Genomic DNA, 16,550 nt, shown 5'->3' on the forward strand with positions numbered 1-16,550 from the left:
GCCACGAACCAACCCAGGAAGCACCCATGTCTGACGTCTCTGGCAAGCCCTGCATCATCTGCGTTGCGATCACCGGGTCGCTGCCGACCAAGGAGAACAACCCGGCGGTTCCGATCACCATCGCCGAGCAGGTTGAATCGACGCATGAGGCCTTTGAGGCCGGTGCCACCATCGCGCATTGCCATGTGCGCGACGACGAGGGGCGCCCGACCTCGGACCCCGAACGCTTCGCCCGGCTGAAGGAGGGGATCGAGACGCACTGCCCCGGCATGATCGTGCAGCTGTCCACGGGCGGGCGGTCTGGCGCGGGGCAGGCGCGGGGGGGCATGCTGCCGCTGGCCCCCGACATGGCGTCGCTTTCGGTCGGCTCGAACAACTTTCCGACCCGCGTCTATGAGAACCCGCCCGATCTGGTGGACTGGCTGGCGGCGCAGATGCTGGCCCATGGCGTCAAGCCCGAGATCGAGGCGTTTGACCTGTCGCATATCCTGCAGGCCAAGCGGATGGCCGATGACGGGCGGCTGGCCGGCACGCCCTATGTGCAGTTCGTGATGGGCGTGAAGAACGCCATGCCCGCCGACCGCGACGTGTTCGACTATTACATCCGCACGGTGGAACGGCTGTTCGGCGCGGATGCGCCCTGGTGCGCGGCCGGGATCGGGCCAAGCCAGATCGTGCTGAACGAATGGGCGATCAGCTCGGGCGGGCATGCGCGCACGGGGCTTGAGGACAATGTCCGGCTCGACCGCGAGAGGCTGGCGCCGTCGAATGCGGCGCTGGTGCGGCGCGCGGCGGATCTGTGCGCGCGATATGACCGCCCCGTGGCCGACTGGCGGCAGGCCAGGGCGATCCTGGGCCTGCGCATGCCCGCCGCGGCCTGACGCCGCCGCGCCCCGCGGCACAAGGCGCGGGGCATGAACGGACCCGGCTTGATCCATGTCATATTCTTCTTACAGCGGATGGCGAGGCTGGCGAAGATGGGCAGGGATGGGCCTGACAGCGCCGATCCCCGGATGCCGCCATGACGGGAGGAAGACCAGTGCCGATGATGAAAGCCGCCGTGTTCGTCGAAAAGGGCCGCATTGTCCTTGAGGACAAGCCGATCCCCTCGCCCGGTCCGCTGGATGCGGTCATCCGCATCACCACCACGACCATCTGCGGCACCGATGTCCATATCCTCAAGGGCGAATATCCCGTGGCGCGGGGGCTGACCATCGGCCACGAACCCGTGGGAATCATCGAAAAGCTCGGCTCTGCCGTCGAGGGGTTCAGCGAGGGGCAGCGGGTCATCGCCGGCGCGATCACGCCCTCGGGCTATTCCAACGCCTGCCTGTGCGGGCAATGCTCGCAGGACGGGCCGCGCAGCCGGCACGGCTTTCAGGCGATGGGCGGCTGGCGCTTTGGCAACACCATCGACGGGGCGCAGGCGGAATACCTGCTGGTGCCCGACGCGATGACGAACCTTGCGGTGATCCCCGACGGCCTGACGGACGAGCAGGTGCTGATGTGCCCCGACATCATGTCCACCGGCTTTGCCGGCGCCGAACAGGGGGGCGTGCGCATCGGTGACACGGTTGCGATCTTTGCCCAGGGGCCGATCGGCCTTTGCGCCACCGCGGGCGCCCGGCTGAGCGGCGCGACGCGGATCATCACCGTCGATTCCATCGCCCGCCGGATGGAGGTGTCGCGCCGCATGGGCGCCGACGAGGTGGTGGATTTCACCGCCTGCGATCCGGTCGAGCGCATCATGGAACTGACCGATGGGCGCGGCGTCGATGTGGCGATCGAGGCGCTGGGGACCGCGCGCACCTTTGAAAGCTGCCTGCGTGTGCTTCGGCCCGGCGGGGTGCTGTCCAGCCTGGGCGTCTATTCCGGCGACCTGCGCATCCCGCTGGACGCCTATGCAGCGGGCCTGGGCGATCACAAGATCATCAGCGGCCTGTGCCCCGGCGGCAAGGAGCGGATGCGCCGCCTGATGGCCGTCATCGATTCCGGCCGCATCGACCTGTCGGAAATGGTGACGCACAGCTTCACCCTCGACCAGATCGAGGAAGCCTACGACCTGTTCGCCAACCAGCGCGACGGGGTGCTTAAGGTGGCGCTGAGGCCCTGATCGCCTCGCGGCAGGCTGCCGGGCCGGGCGCAAGGCCGCGCGCCCTCGGGCCGGGATGAGGGCAGGGGCACCGCCATCGGCGCCGGCGCTTGTCCCGGCCCCCCGCGCTCGGTCGGCGATGCGGGCTTTTCAGCCGCGTGGCCCGGTGGGGACGGCAAGGCCCGCATCGCCCATCCGCCGCATCCTTTCGCGGGGCAGGGCGCAGCCGCGCCCCGCCGGTCGGGGGGCGGGAAAGCCAGGCTGATCCTGCGCGCCGCCCCCGTCCCGCGCCCCTTGCCCGGCCGGCCCGATCAGGACAGCCGCTCGATGGCGAGGGCGGTGGCCTCGCCCCCGCCGATGCACAGCGCGGCGACGCCCCGCGACAGGCCATGGGTTTCCAGCGCGTTCAGCAGCGTGACCATGACCCGCGCACCCGATGCGCCGATCGGGTGGCCAAGCGCGCAGGCCCCGCCATGGACGTTCACCCGGTCATGGGGCAGGTCCAGCTCGCGCATCGCGGCCATGGCGACGACGGCAAAGGCCTCGTTCACCTCGAACAGGTCCACATCCCCCAGGTTCCAGCCGGTGCGCTCGGCCAGCCGCCGGATCGCCCCGACCGGGGCGGTGGGGAACAGGCTGGGCTTGCCGGCATAGGTCGCATGGCCGGTGATGACCGCGCGCGGCCTCAGGCCCAGCCTTTCGGCCCGGCTGCGGCGCATCAGCACCATGGCCGCAGCCCCGTCCGAGATCGAGGAGCTGTTCGCCGCCGTCACCGTCCCGTCCTTGCGGAAGGCGGGCTTGAGCGTGGGGATCTTGTCGGGCATCGCCTTGCCGGGCTGCTCGTCGATCTCGACCAGCATGTCGCCCTTGCGGCCGGGAACGGTCACGGGGGTGATCTCGGCGCGAAAGGCGCCGCCCTCGATGGCGCTGCGGGCGCGGGTCAGCGATTGCAGCGCATAGGCATCCTGGTCCTGCCGGGTGAAGCCGTAGGCATCGGCACATTCCTCGGCAAAGCTGCCCATCAGGCGGCCCTTGTCATAGGCGTCCTCCAGCCCGTCGAGGAACATGTGGTCCTTGATCTCGCCGTGACCCATGCGAAAGCCGCCCCGCGCCTTGGCCAGCAGATAGGGGGCGTTGGTCATGCTCTCCATCCCGCCCGCCACGGCGATGTCGGCCGAACCGGCCAGCAGCAGGTCATGGGCGAACATCGCCGCCTTCATCCCCGATCCGCACATCTTGTTGACGGTCGTGGCCCCCGCGCCCAGCGGCAGGCCCGCGCCGATTGCCGCCTGGCGCGCCGGCGCCTGCCCCTGCCCGGCCGGCAGCACGCAGCCCATGACGATTTCCTCGACCGCATCCGGCGCAATGCCGCTGCGCTCAACCGCGGCGCGGATCGCGGCCGCGCCAAGCTGGGCGGCCGTCAGGCCGGACAGATCGCCCTGGAACCCGCCCATGGGGGTGCGGGCGTCGCCCAGGATGACGATGGGATCATGATCGGTCATGGCAGCAATCCTCATTTCGGGGCCATGCGAAGCGCCCCGTCCAGGCGGATCACCTCGCCGTTCAGCATCTGGTTTTCAACCACGTGGCGCACAAGGGCGGCATATTCGGCCGGATCGCCCAGGCGCGACGGGAAGGGCACGGTGGCGCCCAGGCTGTCCTGCACCTCTTGCGGCAGGCCGGCCATCATGGGCGTGCCGAAGATGCCCGGCGCGATGGCGACGACGCGGATGCCGCTGCGCGCCAGTTCCCGCGCCGCCGGCAGGGTCAGCGAGGCGACACCCCCCTTGGACGCGGCATAGGCGCACTGGCCGATCTGGCCGTCCTGACAGGCGATCGAGGCGGTGTTGACGATCACGCCCCGTTCGCCGCGCGCGTCGGGTTCGTTCCGCGCCATCGCCTCGGCCGCAAGGCGCAGCATGTTGAACGTGCCGACCAGGTTGATCGTGATGGCGCGGGCAAAGCTGTCCAGCCGGTGCGGGCCGTTCTTGCCCAGGATCTTTTCCCCCGGCGCCACGCCCGCGCAGTTCACCATCACGTCGATGCGGCCGAAGGCCTCGATGGCGCGCGCGATGGCCGCGCGGCCATCGGCCTCGGATGTGACATCGGTCTTTACAAAGACCGCCGGGGCGCTCAGCTCCTCGGCCACGGCCTGCCCCGCATCGGCGTTCACGTCCAGCAGCACGGCCTTGCCGCCGTTCTGGACAACCATCCGCGCCACAGCGGCGCCAAGGCCCGACCCGCCCCCCGTCACCAGGACGACCGCATTCGCCATGCCCTGCCGCGGGGCGGGCGCGGCCTGCGCCGCCTGCCGGCTGATCTCGGCCTTGCGCAGCACGAATCGCTGGATCTTGCCCGAGGGCGTCTTGGGCAGGTCGGTCACGAAGTCGATGATGCGCGGATAGGCATGGGCCGAAAGCCGCTGCTTGACATACTGGGCCAGCTCATCGGCCAGCGCGTCGCTGCCCTGATGGCCCTCGGCCAGCACGACGAAGGCCTTCACCAGTTCGGTCCGTTCGGGGTCGGGAACGCCGATCACGGCGGCCTCGGTTACCGCGGGATGTTCCAGCAGGGCCGATTCCACGTCGAAGGGGCCGATGCGATAGCCCGACGAGGTGATCACGTCATCCAGCCGCCCGATGAAGCTGATCGAGCCGTCGGCCTCGAATTCCACGCTGTCGCCGGTGCTGTAATAGCCGCCCGCGATCGCGGGGGTGTCCTTGTTGTGATAGCCGGTGAACCACAGCAGGGGCGAATTGCTGATGTCCACCGCCAGGATGCCCGGCTGGTTTGGCCCCAGTTCCCGGCGGTTCTCGTCCAGCACGCAGATGCGATAGCCGGGCATGGCATAGCCCGCCGATCCGGCGCGGACCGGATGATCCAGCCCGTGATGGTTGTTGACCACCATGCCCAGTTCGGTCTGGCCGTAATGGTCGTGGATCGGGGCGCCCAGATGCTGGTCGAACCAGCGGATCACCTCGGGGTTCAGCGGCTCGCCGGCCGAGGACACGACGCGCAGCATCCCCTTGACCGGCTCTGCCGCGCCCTCGCCCGCTGCGATCAGCAGGCGGAACGCGGTGGGCGAGCCGGCCAGGTTGGTGACGCCCAGACGGCGGATCACCTCATAGGTCGAGGCGGCGGTGAAGCCGGCCTCGACAAAGGTGGTCGCCTGGCCCAGCAGCAGCGGCCCGGTGATGGCGTAGTAAAGCCCGTAGGCCCAGCCCGGATCGGCGATGTTCCAGAACACGTCATCGGGGCGCAGATCGATCGCATGGCGCATGTAGCCGGCAAAGGACAGCAGCGCGCGCAGCGGCACCGGAACGCCCTTGGGCAGGCCGGTGGTGCCCGATGTGGACATCATCAGGAACAGATCGTCCCCGCCCCGCAGCACCGGATCGAATTGCGCGGGGGCCGCGGCCATGGCGGCGCGCAGGTCCAGATCGCCCTCGGGCAGCGCCTCGCCCGCGGCCAGCACCATCGCCACGAGCGGGCGGGCGGGCACGTCGTCCAGCTTGGCCCGGTTGGCGGCATTGGTGACGACCAGCTTCGCGCCCGAGGTGGCGAAGCGCTGTTCTATCGCGGCGGGGCCGAAGGCGGTGAACAGCGGCTGATAGACGGCGCCGATCCGCCATGTCCCCAGCACCGCCGCCATCAGCTCGGGCGTGCGCGGCAGCATGCCCGCCACCACGTCGCCCGCCTTGATCCCCTGCGCGGCCAGCACATTGGCAAAGCGCGCCGCCATCTCGCGCAGCTGCTCGAAGCTGTAGCTCGTCAGCGTGCCGTCGGGCGCCACATGGCGCAGCGCGAGGCGGTCTTCCCCGCAGTGGCGATCGACGCATTCGGCGCAGGCGTTCAGCCCGGTGACCAGATCGCCCTGCAACTGCGCGATCGCGTTCTCGATTCGGAACAGGTTGATGGCATCGGCATAGCCAGGGCGCACCATGGATGCGGATTGTTCGGTCATTCAGTCTCCTCCCTGACGCGCGCCCTTGGCCGCAGCAAGAGACTACGCCGCAGGGCACCGAAAACAATGACATTAATGGTCAATTGGAGGCCCTGTGCGCCAAGGGGCACGGGCCGAGGGCGCGGGGCGCCTGGGGCTTGCCCCCGGATGGGGACGGCCCCGTGACGGCCGGGCCGCCGCGGCAGCCGCCGCCCGGATCAGCAATACCGTGATCGCCAGCACCCGTGCCGGCGCGGGCGCCATCGTCCTGACGGCCCTCGCGCTGCCCGCCCCGCGCGCCTGCCTGCGCCCGCCCCGCCCCCTGGGGGACAGGGCGAGAAGGCGCCGCGACAGCGCGGGCAAAAGCCGCCGGGATCGCCGGTGAAAGGCCCCGGCCGCGGGACGGGGGCAAGGCTGTCGAGGGCGGCCGCGCCAGCCAAGGGCGCAGCCGCCCCGCCCGGCCGATCAGCGGGCTTCGTTGAGGACGTGGATCTGGGTGAATTCGGCCAGCCCTTCCTCGGCGAATACGACGCCGATGCCCGATTGCTTGGCCCCGCCAAAGGGGATGTTCGGCCCGAAATCGAGATGCTTGTTGATCCACACCTGCCCGGCATCCATCCGCAGCGCGATGTCGCGCGCCAGGGCGCGGTCGGCGCCCCAGACCGATCCGCCAAGGCCCCAGGGGCTGTGATTGGCGCGCTTCAGCGCGTCCTCGGGATCGTCGAAGCGAAGGACCGGCAGGACCGGGCCGAACTGTTCCTGCGCGACCAGCTCGGCGTCATCGTCGATGTCGGCGATGATGGTGGGGCGGATGAAATAGCCCGGCCGGTCCTCGACGGTGCCGCCGGCGACCAGGCGCCCGTCGCGCCGGGCCTGTTCGATGATGCCCTGCACCTTTTCAAACTAGGCGCGGTTCTGGATCGGGCCGATGGTCGTGCCCTGTTTCAGCCCGTCATCGACCACCGCCGCCTCGGCCAGTTTCGCCAGCCGCTCGACCACCGCGTCATAAAGGCTGTCATGGACATAGACCCGCTTGACGGCGAGGCAGACCTGCCCCGCATTCATGAAGGCCGCGCCGAAGATGCCTGGCGCCACGGCATCGGGATCGGCCCCCGGCAGCACGATCGCGGCATCGTTGCCGTCCAGTTCCAGCGTGACGCGCTTGATCGTTTCCGCCGCGCTGGCCATCACCTTGCGCCCGGTTTCGGACGAGCCGGTGAAGCTGATCTTGGCGATGTCGGGGTGCCGGGTCATCTTGGGGCCAAGATCGTTCTGGTCGGTGACGATGTTGACCACCCCGGCGGGGAAGATGCCGGCCATGATCTCGCCCACCTTCAGCGTGGTCAGCGGCGTCGTCGGGGCGGGCTTCATGACAAGGGTGTTGCCCGCCAGCAGGGCCAGCGGCGCCTTGAACGCGATCAGCAGAACCGGAAAGTTCCACGGGATGATCGCGCCCACCACGCCCAGCGGACGGCGATGCTGTTCGACCAGGCGGCTGTCATTGTCCTCGATCACCTTCACCGGCAGGTCCAGCGGCGCGAGGTTGCGGATGAAATAGACGGTATAGGCGATCTCGGCGGTGGCCTCGGCCAGCGGCTTGCCCTGTTCCTGCGTCAGCAGGCGGGCAAGGCTGTCGGCTTGCCCCTCCATCGCGTCGGCCCAGTCCATCAGCATCTGGCCCCGTTCCCCGATCGGGCGGCGCGCCCAGGCGGGATGGGCCGCCTTGGCCGCGGCGACGGCCTCGTTCAGCTGGGCCTCGGATGCGCGCGGGCACTCGGCCAGCACCTCCTCGGTCGCGGGGTTCAGAACCGGCATGGTCTGATCGCCGTCCACCAGCTGTCCATTGATCAGCAGTTTGTAGTCGGACATGACTTTTCCTTCATCATTCAGGCGCGTTGTCGCGCAGGCACGCAAACTGGAGTTGACGCAAGCCAACCATCCGCCCGAAGCTTTTCGCGGGGAGAGGGAAGGGGACTTGCGTGGAGGGATCGTGGATCATCTCCCGGCCGCTGGCGGCGCTGGCGGGCGTGATGGGGGACGAGGCCGCGGAGGGCGAAAAGCCGACCATGCTGCTGGCCGATTTCGCGGCCCGGCTGGAAGCGATCGCGGCCCGTTCGCTCGACCCGCTGGCGATGTGGCGGGCGGGCGAGACGATGGACCTTGCCCATCTGGGCGCGCTCGGCTGCACCCTTGCGCTGGCACCTACGCTCGGCGCGGCGCTGCGCGGCTTTGCCGCCATCCAGCGTCGGTTTCAGGGTCGAGGACGATCGGGGGCGGTTTTCCTATCGCATCCTCGACAATGCGGTCTGGCCGCGCCAGGCGGATGCCGAACTGACGCTGGGCCTGCTGACCGGGGTGATCCTGCGCTTTGCGCCCGGCGCCGGGCGCAACTGCAGCGTCGCGTTCGAACACGAGGCAAGCGTGGCGCGCAGGGCCCTGGCCGGCCGCATGGGCACGGCGCCTTGCCCATCCGAAGTCAACGCCATCAGCTTTCCCGTCCGCCTGCTCGACTGCCAGCAGGCCGAGCGTTCGGCCCTGGAGACGGGCGAGGCGTTCCGGCGGGCGATGAAGGGGCTTGAGGCCCAGATCCAGGCCGACTGGCGGCGCCGGCCGACAAGTCATCGCGTCCTGCACATGCTGATGGCGCGGATCGGCCGGCAGGACATCACCCAGGACGCGGTGGCCCATGACATGGGCGTCTCGACGCGAACCCTGCGCCGGCAGCTCGACACCGAGGGCACTTCGTTCCACGCGCTGACCGAGGCATGCCGGCGCGATGTCGGCCATGCGCTGCTGGTGCGCAGCGACCTGCCGATGACCGAGATCGCGATGCGCCTGGGCTATTCCGATCATACCGCGTTCTCGCGCTGGTTCGGCGCCTCGCCGCGCGAATTGCGCAAGGCCGGGTCGGCCGCCAGCGTGACCACCTGATCGAAGGGCAGCGCCCGCGCCGGGCCGGCATGGGCGATGACGATGATCGTGCGGTCGGGGTAACGCGCCAGCAGGGCGTTGAGGATGTGCAGGGCGGTGCCGGAATCGACCTCGGAGAGGCTTTCATCAAGGACCAGCACCCTGAAGGGCAGCAGCAGCGCGCGCGCCAGCGCGATCCGCTGACGCTCGCCCCCCGACAGGTTGCGGCCACCCTCGGCAATGGCCATGCCCAGATCATGCCCCCGCGCGCGCAGATCGGCCAGCAGCCCGGCATCATCCAGCACCTGCCGCAGACGCGCATCATCGGCCGCCGGATCGGCCAGGCGCAGGTTGTCGGCCAGCGTGCCCTGGAACAGGGCAGGCTTCCTGCGGAATGATCGCCACGGCGCGGCGCAGGGCGGCAAGGTTCAACCCGGCGACATCTTCGCCGTCGAGATAGACCCGCGCGCCCGCCTCGGGCGCGCCAGCCGCGCGGCCAGCCCCACCAGCGTCGATTTGCCGATCCCCGATGGCCCGTCAAGCAGCACGCGCTGGCCCGGCCGGATGGTCAGGTTCAAGGGCAGATGCCGCCCCGCCCGCGCCCGCGCCGCCACGAGGCGCAGCCCGCCCGGCCCCGGTGCAGGCGCCCGCCCCGAAGGCTCGGCCCCAGCCTGCGCCGCCAGCGCCGACAACCGCGCGAGGGCAACCTTGGCCTGGGCCTGCGCATGATAAAGGCCAAGCAGGTTCTGCAATGGCCCGGTCATCATGCCGATATAGGCCAGAAACGCGATCAGCGAGCCGAGCGGCCATGTTCCCGCGATCACCATCAGCCCGCCCGCCAGCAGCACCGCCGAACGCACCGCCGCGTTGACGATCTGCGGCACGGCCGAGGTCAGCTCGAGCCAGCGGCGCTGGCCGATCAGCAGGGCGATCTGCGCCCCCTGCAAGGGCGCAAAGGCGGCGGCGCGCGTGCCCTCGGCCCCCAGGCTGCGGATGGCGGGCAGGCCGGCGATCGTCTCGACCATCTAGGCCGACAGCGCCCCGCGGCTGCTGCGCACGCCTTCGGCCCGCGCGCGGGTGCGGGGCCGCGCCCGGGCCAGGAACATGAGGTTCAGCGGCGCCGCCGCCACCGCCGCCAGGGCCAGCCGCCATTCGAGCACGAACAGCATCGCCGCCCCGCCGGAACAGCGATCCCGCCGTGGCAAGCAGGCTGTTGAAGGCGAATTGCTGGATCTCGGCCGTGTCGCCGTCAAGCCGGGCCATCGCCTCGCCCACCGCCAGCGCGGGCAGGGTGGCGGGCCGGCCCATCGCCGCCCCCAGCATTCGCGCCCGCAGATCGGCCAGCATCGCCGCCGAAAAATGCATGTGCAGCAGGCTGTTGGCCGCGCCCGAAGCCAGCGCGGCCAGCCCTACGGCAAACAGCGCGCCCGCATAAAGCCACAGCGCCCCCGCATCGCGCGCCATCAGCCCCTTGTCGATCAGCTGCTTGGTCAGCCAGGGCGGCGCCAGCCCCAGCGCCGCCGCCGTCAGCGAGGTTGCGAGCACCGCCCCGATGCCGGGCAGCGAACGGGCGATGACGGGGGCAAGCCAGCCCGCCTGCGGCCCGAAGACGAGGCGCGCGGCAAGGCGCGCAAGGCGGCCGCGCAGCTTCATGCCGGAACGCCCCGCCGCTCGGCCCCGACATGGGCGGCACGCGCCGCCAGCCACAATTCGGGATGGTGCCGGGCCTCGGGCCAATGGGCTGCCAGATGCCCCGCGACCCGCGCCGCGGCAAGGCTGGCCCCGCCCATCGCCGCCCCGCCTGTAGCCGCCGCGCCCATCCCGGCCGCGCCCTGTTCGGGCGAGGCGCACCAGGCGCCGATCCGCCGGCCGGGCAGCAGCGACAGATCATCCCATCCGCAGCGCGCATCGCCGCTGGCGGCGATCACGCCGGGATAGGCCGCCGGCCAGCACGGCCCGCCCCGCGCCGGGGCCGAGGCGACCATTGCCACCCCGGCGCGCTGCGTTTGGGCGCAGGCATCGGCCAGCGGCGCCCGGTCGGCGGGCAGGCCGAGGCTCATCACGATCAGGTCGGCCTGCGGGATCAGCCACAGGATCGCGCGGGCGACGCGGTCGGCGCTGGTCACCGGACGATCATGGAAGACCTGCGCGTGCAGCAGGCGCGCCCCCGGTGCGGCCCTTGCGATCAGCGCGGCGCAGGCGGTGCCGTGGCCCAGCCGGTCGGGCCGGGCCTCGGCCTGGCCGTCCGGCAGGAAAAGGCATGCCCCCTGCATCGCATCCGCCGGCCCGCCGCTGTCCACAAGGCCGATCCGGGGGGCGCCCACGGGTCAGTCCTTCCGTGTGAACACACGCACCGAGGCCAGCGAGGTCGACGCGCCGCCGGGCAGCGCGACACTGCCCTTGCGCTCGAGCGTCTCGGCATCATAGGCCGCGACATTGGACAGCGCCCCGCCCAGATACAGCGTCTTTCCGTCGGTCGAGACGTTCACCGAATAATAGCTGTGCGGCAGCGGCACCCGCTTGATCGGCTTTCCCGCCTTCAGATCAAAGCTGGACAGGAAGTTGTAGGCGCCATAGGCGCGCGTCTTGTCGGGGCTGGCCGCCATCGAGAAATAGAAGATGTCGGCCACCTCGAATTCGCGCATGCTGAATTCGCCGCTGTCCAGATCCTGCGTCAGCAGGCCCGTGCGGAAGGCGGTCGGATCATCGGCCGCAAGATCGCGCCGGGCGGCATAGAAGGGGCTGACCACCATGCCCGACGTCTCGAACTGGGACTAGATGTCCAGCACGTCCGGCTGGCTGTATTTCGCGCGCTCCCAGGTGTCGATCGGCTTTTCGTCGATCTGCTTTCCGGCCGCGTCGAAGACATGCATCCGGCGGCCCAGGCCATAGATCTTGCTGCCGTCGCCCGACCAGGCCAGCACCGTGATCTGGCGCGGCGCGGGGGCCGTCGATTTGAGCGCGCCGGTCTGGGCGTCGTAGAAGGCGATGCGGGTCGGCTGGACCTGGAATTCGTCCTGCAGCATCCTGACCGGGCTTTGATAGACGGCCAGCGTCTTGCCGTCGGGCGACAGGTCCATGCCGAACATGCCCTTCACCCGCTCCTCGGCGCTGCTCATCTCGATGCGCCCGATCGTCTCGCCGCTGAGCAGATCGACGATGGCGACGCTTTCCATCTTGTTCATCATGACATAGGCGCGGGTGCCCTCGTCATTGACGACCGGCAGCTGCGGCAGGGGGCCTGCGTTCTCGAGCTGGACGACCTTGTCGATCGACATGGCGGCGGCATCCACCACCACCAGCTTGTCGGGACGTGCCGGGACCAGCAGGTAATCCCTGGCCAGCGCGGGCGCGACGCCGAGCAGGGTGGCGAGGGCAAAGATCGAAACGCGGTTCAGCATCGCGGTCATACCTTGGTCCGGGGAAAGACGGATTGCAGCTGGCGCCAGTCCTTTTCGACATCGGGGGCCGCGTCGCTCCAGTTCGGGTAGGTGTTCACCGTGTCGGGAACCTGCGCGGGCCACCAGCAGGGGTCGGCGCAGCCGTAAAGATCGGCCTCCATCGGCTGGCAAAGGTTGGCCACGCCCCCGAAGGCGTCGATTTCCCAGCCCGGATCGAAGGAGGTGGTGCAACCCACCATCGAGTTCATGGCAACCACCTCGTCCTCGCGCCCCTCGGCGGCGGCCTCGGTGAACTGCTTGGCCTTGGCGTTGGCCGGCGTCAGATGTTTCATTGCAGGGCTCTCCTCGGTTCGAGGTGGCGACGGAAAAAGGACGGGTTGGCCTGCATGATGCGGGTGTAGCTCTCGATGCCGAAATCCACCCAGTCGCGCAGCAGCTCGCAGTAGTGATAGACGGGCGAGAAGGGATCGCCCTGGCGGGCATAGCTTTCGTGATAGCACCCGCCCGCGCAGATCGAGCGGATGCGGCAGGTGCGGCAGCCATAGCCCGACCGATCCTGCGCCCCCTCGATGAAGGCGGCAAGCCGGGGCACGTCGATGCCCTTGTCCACATTGCCATAGGTCGGCTGTCGCGATCCGACGAAGCGGTGGCACAGATGCAGATCGCCCCCCTTGTCCACCGCCAGCATGCCCAGGCCCGCCCCGCAGGGAACCGCCTTCTTGGTGCCCTGCGCGATGTCGGTCAGCAGCTGGTGCATGTTGGAAAAGCCGATATTCTCGCCGCGGATCGCGGCCTCGACATAGCGCCGGCCCAGCGTCTTCATGTCCTCGAACACCTGGCGCAGCAGCGCGTTGTCAAGGTTGAACACCGCGATCGGGCCAGAGGTCGCCGGCCCGAAGCCCACCTCGGCAAAGCCCAGATCATCCTTGAGATGGTCGTGGATCGCCATCACGTCGGTCACGCCGCGGGTCAGGGTGACGCGGGCGCCGACCGGCCGGGCGCGATAGCGCGACAGCAGCATCCGCACCTTGGCCGATACCACGTCATAGGTGCCGCGCCCGCCGACGGTGCGGCGGTTCTTGTCATGCATCGCCCTGGGGCCGTCCATGCTGACCGTGATGGCCACGCGGTGCGCGTCGAGCCTGTCCACGATCTCCTCGGTCAGCAGCGTGGCATTGGTGGTCAGCGAGAAATCGACGCTTTTGCCCAGTTCGGCCACGCGCGCCTCGGCGTAATCTACCACCTGCCGGATCAGCGGCATGTTCGACAGCGGCTCGCCGCCGAAGAAGACGACATTGACCGCCCCGCGCGCCTGCGCCTGATCAAGCAGCAGGTTGATCGACTTGCGGGCGGTGCCGAAATCCATCCGCTCGCCCTTGGCGGGGGTCGTCAGATCCTCCTTGTAGCAATAGGTGCAGGCAAGGTTGCAGCCGGTGTTCACGTTCAGCACGATCGTGGACAGGGCGATGTCCTCGACGCGCTGGATGCGGATCGGGGTTTCGGGCGCGGCGGCGTCGCGCAGGATGTCGAGGCTGACGAAGCTCTGCACGCAGTCGGCCAGGTCCTGGGGGCTGAACCGCCCGCTCAGTTCCGCCTGCAGCATGGCGGCATCGGCGACGCCGACGCGCTGGAACAGGTCATAGACATCGCGGCTGACCGCATCCATCTGGAACAGGCTGGTGGTCGGCACATGCATCAGCATGGCAAGCCCGTCCACATCCAGCCGGTGCGCGTTATGGGCAATGAGAGCGAGCGCGGTCATCGGGTTCCCCTTCAGTTGATCGGCGCATCGATGAAGCGCTGCACCGTCGCATAGAGATGCCCCGCCGCCTCAAGCACCTTGTCGCCATCCTTCACCGCCGCGATCACCTTGAGATTGCCGGCATTGTTGGTGGACATGGGCCGTTCGGGGTTGGGGCCGGCGCCTGCCGGCTGGAACAGGCCGTTGGGCTCGATCGCGCCGGCAAAGCGGGCGTCCTCCATCTTTTTCGCGGCCTCGTCGAAATCCTCGGTCCGCCAGTCGGCCGGCATGGCGCCGACACGGATGTCGTCGGCGGTTTCGGCCTTGGCATCGGGGCCGTTCAGCCAGCCGATCGCCTCGAACTGGGCGGGATGCTTGGCGACCGGGCCGCCATTGCCGCCGATCCGCGAATAGGTCAGCGCGGGTTCGACGGCGATCCGGTCGAGCGCGCGATAGACAATCAGGCCGGCCGGGCTGGCCAGGGCGCCGATCCTGACCTCGCCCGGCCCGGCCGCCGCATCGGCCGCCGCCGCCGCCCTCAGGACGACACGGTTCGCATCGGCCGACACCACCTCGGCCGTGACCCCGGCCGGCAGCGCGGGGGCGCCCTCCAGGCCGATGCCGGTGATGACGATCTCGGCCGCCTCGCCGGCCTTGATATGGCCGGGGCTGACCGACAGGATCTGCGGCGCCGCATCGGCCCTGACCGCCTTCAGCCGTCCAGGCCGTAGTTGCGGATCATCCGCACGACGTTCATGTCCCAGCCCTCGGGCGTGCGGCGGCTGTCGTCGATGCGGGAATACTTGCCCTGCTCGTCCCGCGTGTGGCAGGCGCCGCAGACATCGGCCAGCACCTGCTCGCCGCTGTTGGCAAGGGCGGGGGTGGCAAGCGCAAAGACCGTACAGGTCGAAAGCATGGCAAGGGCAAGGCGGGTCATCCGATGATGGTCCTTTGGCACCGGGACCGCGCGTCCCGCATGTTGCTGTGCCATCCAGTGTCACCGACTGCGGTGCCGCAAACTTGTCATTTTCGGACAAAGGGCGGCAAAATGTCACAGGGCGCCAAACTTGGCCGCAAATGACACGTTTATGACAGGCGATCGAGCACACTGCCCGGCAGGAGGCCGGATGAGCGAGCGGGTCGATCTTGTCGTCGTCGGGGGCGGGCCGGCGGGCGCCGTCTCGGCCTGGCTGGCCGCACGCGACGGCCAGCGCGTCGTTCTGATCGATCCGGGCGAGGCCCCGTCCCGGATCGAGGGGACGAGCCCCCGCCTTGCCGCCTGGCTTCAGCGCGAGATGGTCCCCGATATCGGCGCCATCCTGACGCGGGCCGCGCGCCGCAGCATCTGGTCGGGCACCGCGCATGAGGGAAACCGGGAATGGCTGGTGGCCCGCCCCGCGCTTGACGGGCGGCTGCGCGAGGCCGCGGTTGCCGCGGGTGCCAGGCTGATCGCCGACACCGCGGCCCCCGCGGCCGGGGGCGCCCGGCTGGGCGCGGGCGGGCTGATCGAGGCGCCGCTGGTGCTGGACGCGCGCGGGCGGCGGGGCGGCAGGCGCGGCGCCATCCGGCGCGGCCCGCCGACCGTCTCGATCGGCGCATGGCTGGAGGGCGCGGCGGAAACGGCCCCGCAGACCCTGGTGATGCCCTTCGACGAGGGTTGGGCATGGCTGGCCTGCCCGGGCGGCGGCAAGAGCTGGTTGCAGATCACCCTGGCCGCCGCCGGCCCCATGGCGGCTGCGCCGGCCGAGCGTCTGTCGCGCTGTCTGGCCCTGTGCGCCGATCGCCTGCCCCCCGGATCGAGGCTGGCCGCCGCGCCCATGGTGATCCGCGAATCGGCGCCGGTGCTGTCAGCCTTGCCCGATGATCTGTCGGTGCTGCCGGTCGGCGATGCGGCCGCCGCGATGGACCCGCTGTCGGGCCACGGGATGTTCTGGGCGGTATCCGGCGCCCTTGCCGCCGCCGCCATCCGGCGCACCCTTGCCGCGCGCCCGGATGGCGGCGGCAAGGATCTGGCGCGGCGGTTCCTGGAACAGCGCATGGGCGCGCTGTTCCTGCGCCAGGCCCGGATCGGGCGCGATTTCATCCGGGCCGAGACCGGCCGCTCTGCCCTGCCGTTCTGGCGCGCGCGCGGGTCGTTCCCCGATGACGAGCCGGCCCATCCCCCGGCAGGCCCGATCACGACAAGGCGGCAGGTGATCGTGGATCGCGGGCAGCTGTCCGAATGCGAGGTGCTGGTCTCGCCCCGCTCTCCCGCGGGGGTGGCATGGTTCGGGGGTCTTCCGGCGGCTGAACTGTGGCGGGCCCATGCGGGGGGCAAGGGCCCTGCGGACCTGCTGCGCGGCTTTGGGCCGGGGGCCGCGGGTTTCGCGGCCTGGCTGGAAACCGAGATGGCTGCTCCGGCCTGAGCCGCCGGGCCGACCGGCCCGCAAGGCCAGCCGCGGCGGGGGTGGGCGGCAGGGCGCC

14 protein-coding genes and 4 pseudogenes are annotated in these 16,550 nt (G+C 70.0%); 4 read left to right on the forward strand and 14 right to left on the reverse strand.

What is annotated here, in order from left to right; genetic code table 11:
* Nucleotides 1-26 precede the first annotated feature (26 nt).
* Both B0A89_RS14355 and B0A89_RS14360 read left to right on the forward strand, forming a co-directional pair.
* A complete protein-coding gene (locus B0A89_RS14355) occupies nucleotides 27-881 on the forward strand; it encodes a 3-oxoadipate:acetyl-CoA acetyltransferase (protein ID WP_085379019.1) in 855 nt (284 codons plus the stop codon).
* Nucleotides 882-1,039: 158 nt separating this feature from the next.
* On the forward strand, nucleotides 1,040-2,113 hold the full coding sequence (locus tag B0A89_RS14360; RefSeq protein WP_157115435.1) for an NAD(P)-dependent alcohol dehydrogenase: 1,074 nt from the start codon (nucleotides 1,040-1,042) through the stop codon (nucleotides 2,111-2,113).
* A 290-nt stretch (nucleotides 2,114-2,403) separates the two neighbouring features.
* Here the strand turns inward: B0A89_RS14360 and B0A89_RS14365 are convergent, their stop codons facing one another.
* From B0A89_RS14365 to B0A89_RS14380, 4 genes and pseudogenes are all read right to left on the reverse strand, one after another.
* Complete coding sequence (locus tag B0A89_RS14365) at nucleotides 2,404-3,594, reverse strand: acetyl-CoA C-acyltransferase (RefSeq protein WP_085379021.1); 1,191 nt, start codon at nucleotides 3,592-3,594, stop codon at nucleotides 2,404-2,406.
* An 11-nt stretch (nucleotides 3,595-3,605) separates the two neighbouring features.
* Complete coding sequence (locus B0A89_RS15255; RefSeq protein WP_169712207.1) at nucleotides 3,606-4,367, reverse strand: SDR family NAD(P)-dependent oxidoreductase; 762 nt, start codon at nucleotides 4,365-4,367, stop codon at nucleotides 3,606-3,608.
* Between the two features lie 24 nt (nucleotides 4,368-4,391).
* A pseudogene (locus B0A89_RS14370) lies at nucleotides 4,392-6,056 on the reverse strand (acyl-CoA synthetase); the annotation flags it as partial.
* Between the two features lie 444 nt (nucleotides 6,057-6,500).
* Nucleotides 6,501-7,904, reverse strand: a pseudogene (locus B0A89_RS14380) (aldehyde dehydrogenase family protein).
* Between the two features lie 360 nt (nucleotides 7,905-8,264).
* On the opposite strand from B0A89_RS14380, the gene B0A89_RS14390 reads away from it, so the two are divergent.
* Nucleotides 8,265-8,966: a helix-turn-helix transcriptional regulator gene (locus B0A89_RS14390; RefSeq protein WP_085379025.1), complete on the forward strand. Its 702-nt coding sequence runs from the start codon at nucleotides 8,265-8,267 to the stop codon at nucleotides 8,964-8,966.
* Here B0A89_RS14390 and B0A89_RS15260 read toward each other — a convergent pair.
* From B0A89_RS15260 to B0A89_RS14895, 10 genes and pseudogenes are all read right to left on the reverse strand, one after another.
* A pseudogene (locus tag B0A89_RS15260) lies at nucleotides 8,885-9,970 on the reverse strand (ATP-binding cassette domain-containing protein). The gene B0A89_RS14390 and the pseudogene B0A89_RS15260 sit on opposite strands and share 82 nt — an antisense overlap.
* A complete protein-coding gene (locus tag B0A89_RS15265; RefSeq protein ID WP_240558720.1) occupies nucleotides 9,971-10,114 on the reverse strand; it encodes a hypothetical protein in 144 nt (47 codons plus the stop codon). It lies immediately after the preceding pseudogene.
* Nucleotides 10,115-10,196: 82 nt separating this feature from the next.
* Nucleotides 10,197-10,598, reverse strand: a pseudogene (locus B0A89_RS15425) (ABC transporter ATP-binding protein); the annotation flags it as partial.
* Nucleotides 10,595-11,269 carry a subtilisin-like serine protease QhpE gene (gene qhpE, locus B0A89_RS14400; protein WP_157115436.1) on the reverse strand — a complete coding sequence of 225 codons (675 nt, stop codon included), beginning with the start codon at nucleotides 11,267-11,269 and terminating at the stop codon, nucleotides 10,595-10,597. The pseudogene B0A89_RS15425 and the gene qhpE, both read right to left, overlap by 4 nt.
* Nucleotides 11,270-11,272: 3 nt before the next feature.
* On the reverse strand, nucleotides 11,273-11,698 hold the full coding sequence (locus B0A89_RS15270; protein WP_240558722.1) for a hypothetical protein: 426 nt from the start codon (nucleotides 11,696-11,698) through the stop codon (nucleotides 11,273-11,275).
* Nucleotides 11,699-11,719: 21 nt separating this feature from the next.
* The gene (locus tag B0A89_RS15275) at nucleotides 11,720-12,355 is read right to left on the reverse strand and encodes a hypothetical protein (RefSeq protein ID WP_240558723.1); all 636 of its coding nucleotides are present in this window, start codon (nucleotides 12,353-12,355) and stop codon (nucleotides 11,720-11,722) included.
* Nucleotides 12,352-12,678, reverse strand: coding sequence for a quinohemoprotein amine dehydrogenase subunit gamma (gene qhpC / locus B0A89_RS14410; protein ID WP_085379027.1), 327 nt, complete (start codon nucleotides 12,676-12,678; stop codon nucleotides 12,352-12,354). The genes B0A89_RS15275 and qhpC overlap by 4 nt, the downstream gene beginning before the upstream one ends.
* Complete coding sequence (peaB, locus tag B0A89_RS14415; RefSeq protein ID WP_085379028.1) at nucleotides 12,675-14,108, reverse strand: quinohemoprotein amine dehydrogenase maturation protein; 1,434 nt, start codon at nucleotides 14,106-14,108, stop codon at nucleotides 12,675-12,677. The genes qhpC and peaB overlap by 4 nt, the downstream gene beginning before the upstream one ends.
* Nucleotides 14,109-14,119: 11 nt before the next feature.
* Nucleotides 14,120-14,851 carry a quinohemoprotein amine dehydrogenase subunit alpha gene (peaA, locus tag B0A89_RS14890; RefSeq protein ID WP_240558728.1) on the reverse strand — a complete coding sequence of 244 codons (732 nt, stop codon included), beginning with the start codon at nucleotides 14,849-14,851 and terminating at the stop codon, nucleotides 14,120-14,122.
* The gene (locus tag B0A89_RS14895) at nucleotides 14,800-15,024 is read right to left on the reverse strand and encodes a hypothetical protein (protein WP_240558730.1); all 225 of its coding nucleotides are present in this window, start codon (nucleotides 15,022-15,024) and stop codon (nucleotides 14,800-14,802) included. The genes peaA and B0A89_RS14895 overlap by 52 nt, the downstream gene beginning before the upstream one ends.
* A 190-nt stretch (nucleotides 15,025-15,214) precedes the next feature.
* Between B0A89_RS14895 and qhpG the strand changes: the two genes are divergently transcribed.
* Nucleotides 15,215-16,492 carry a flavin-dependent monooxygenase QhpG gene (gene qhpG, locus B0A89_RS14425; RefSeq protein WP_085379030.1) on the forward strand — a complete coding sequence of 426 codons (1,278 nt, stop codon included), beginning with the start codon at nucleotides 15,215-15,217 and terminating at the stop codon, nucleotides 16,490-16,492.
* Nucleotides 16,493-16,550: the final 58 nt, after the last annotated feature.

Origin of the sequence: Paracoccus contaminans, from assembly GCF_002105555.1 — a bacterium.
Lineage (GTDB): Bacteria > Pseudomonadota > Alphaproteobacteria > Rhodobacterales > Rhodobacteraceae > Paracoccus > Paracoccus contaminans.

Bases quoted from the DNA above. Each gene is read 5' to 3' on its own strand.
- B0A89_RS14355 (WP_085379019.1), top strand. From the start codon at position 27: ATGTCTGACGTCTCTGGCAAGCCCTGCATCATCTGCGTTGCGATCACC.
- B0A89_RS14365 (WP_085379021.1), bottom strand. From the start codon at position 3,594: ATGACCGATCATGATCCCATCGTCATCCTGGGCGACGCCCGCACCCCC.
- B0A89_RS15255 (WP_169712207.1), bottom strand. From the start codon at position 4,367: ATGGCGAATGCGGTCGTCCTGGTGACGGGGGGCGGGTCGGGCCTTGGC.
- B0A89_RS15265 (WP_240558720.1), bottom strand. From the start codon at position 10,114: ATGCTGTTCGTGCTCGAATGGCGGCTGGCCCTGGCGGCGGTGGCGGCG.
- B0A89_RS15270 (WP_240558722.1), bottom strand. From the start codon at position 11,698: ATGGTGGTCAGCCCCTTCTATGCCGCCCGGCGCGATCTTGCGGCCGAT.
- B0A89_RS15275 (WP_240558723.1), bottom strand. From the start codon at position 12,355: ATGACCGCGATGCTGAACCGCGTTTCGATCTTTGCCCTCGCCACCCTG.
- qhpC (WP_085379027.1), bottom strand. From the start codon at position 12,678: ATGAAACATCTGACGCCGGCCAACGCCAAGGCCAAGCAGTTCACCGAG.
- peaB (WP_085379028.1), bottom strand. From the start codon at position 14,108: ATGACCGCGCTCGCTCTCATTGCCCATAACGCGCACCGGCTGGATGTG.
- B0A89_RS14895 (WP_240558730.1), bottom strand. From the start codon at position 15,024: ATGACCCGCCTTGCCCTTGCCATGCTTTCGACCTGTACGGTCTTTGCG.
- qhpG (WP_085379030.1), top strand. From the start codon at position 15,215: ATGAGCGAGCGGGTCGATCTTGTCGTCGTCGGGGGCGGGCCGGCGGGC.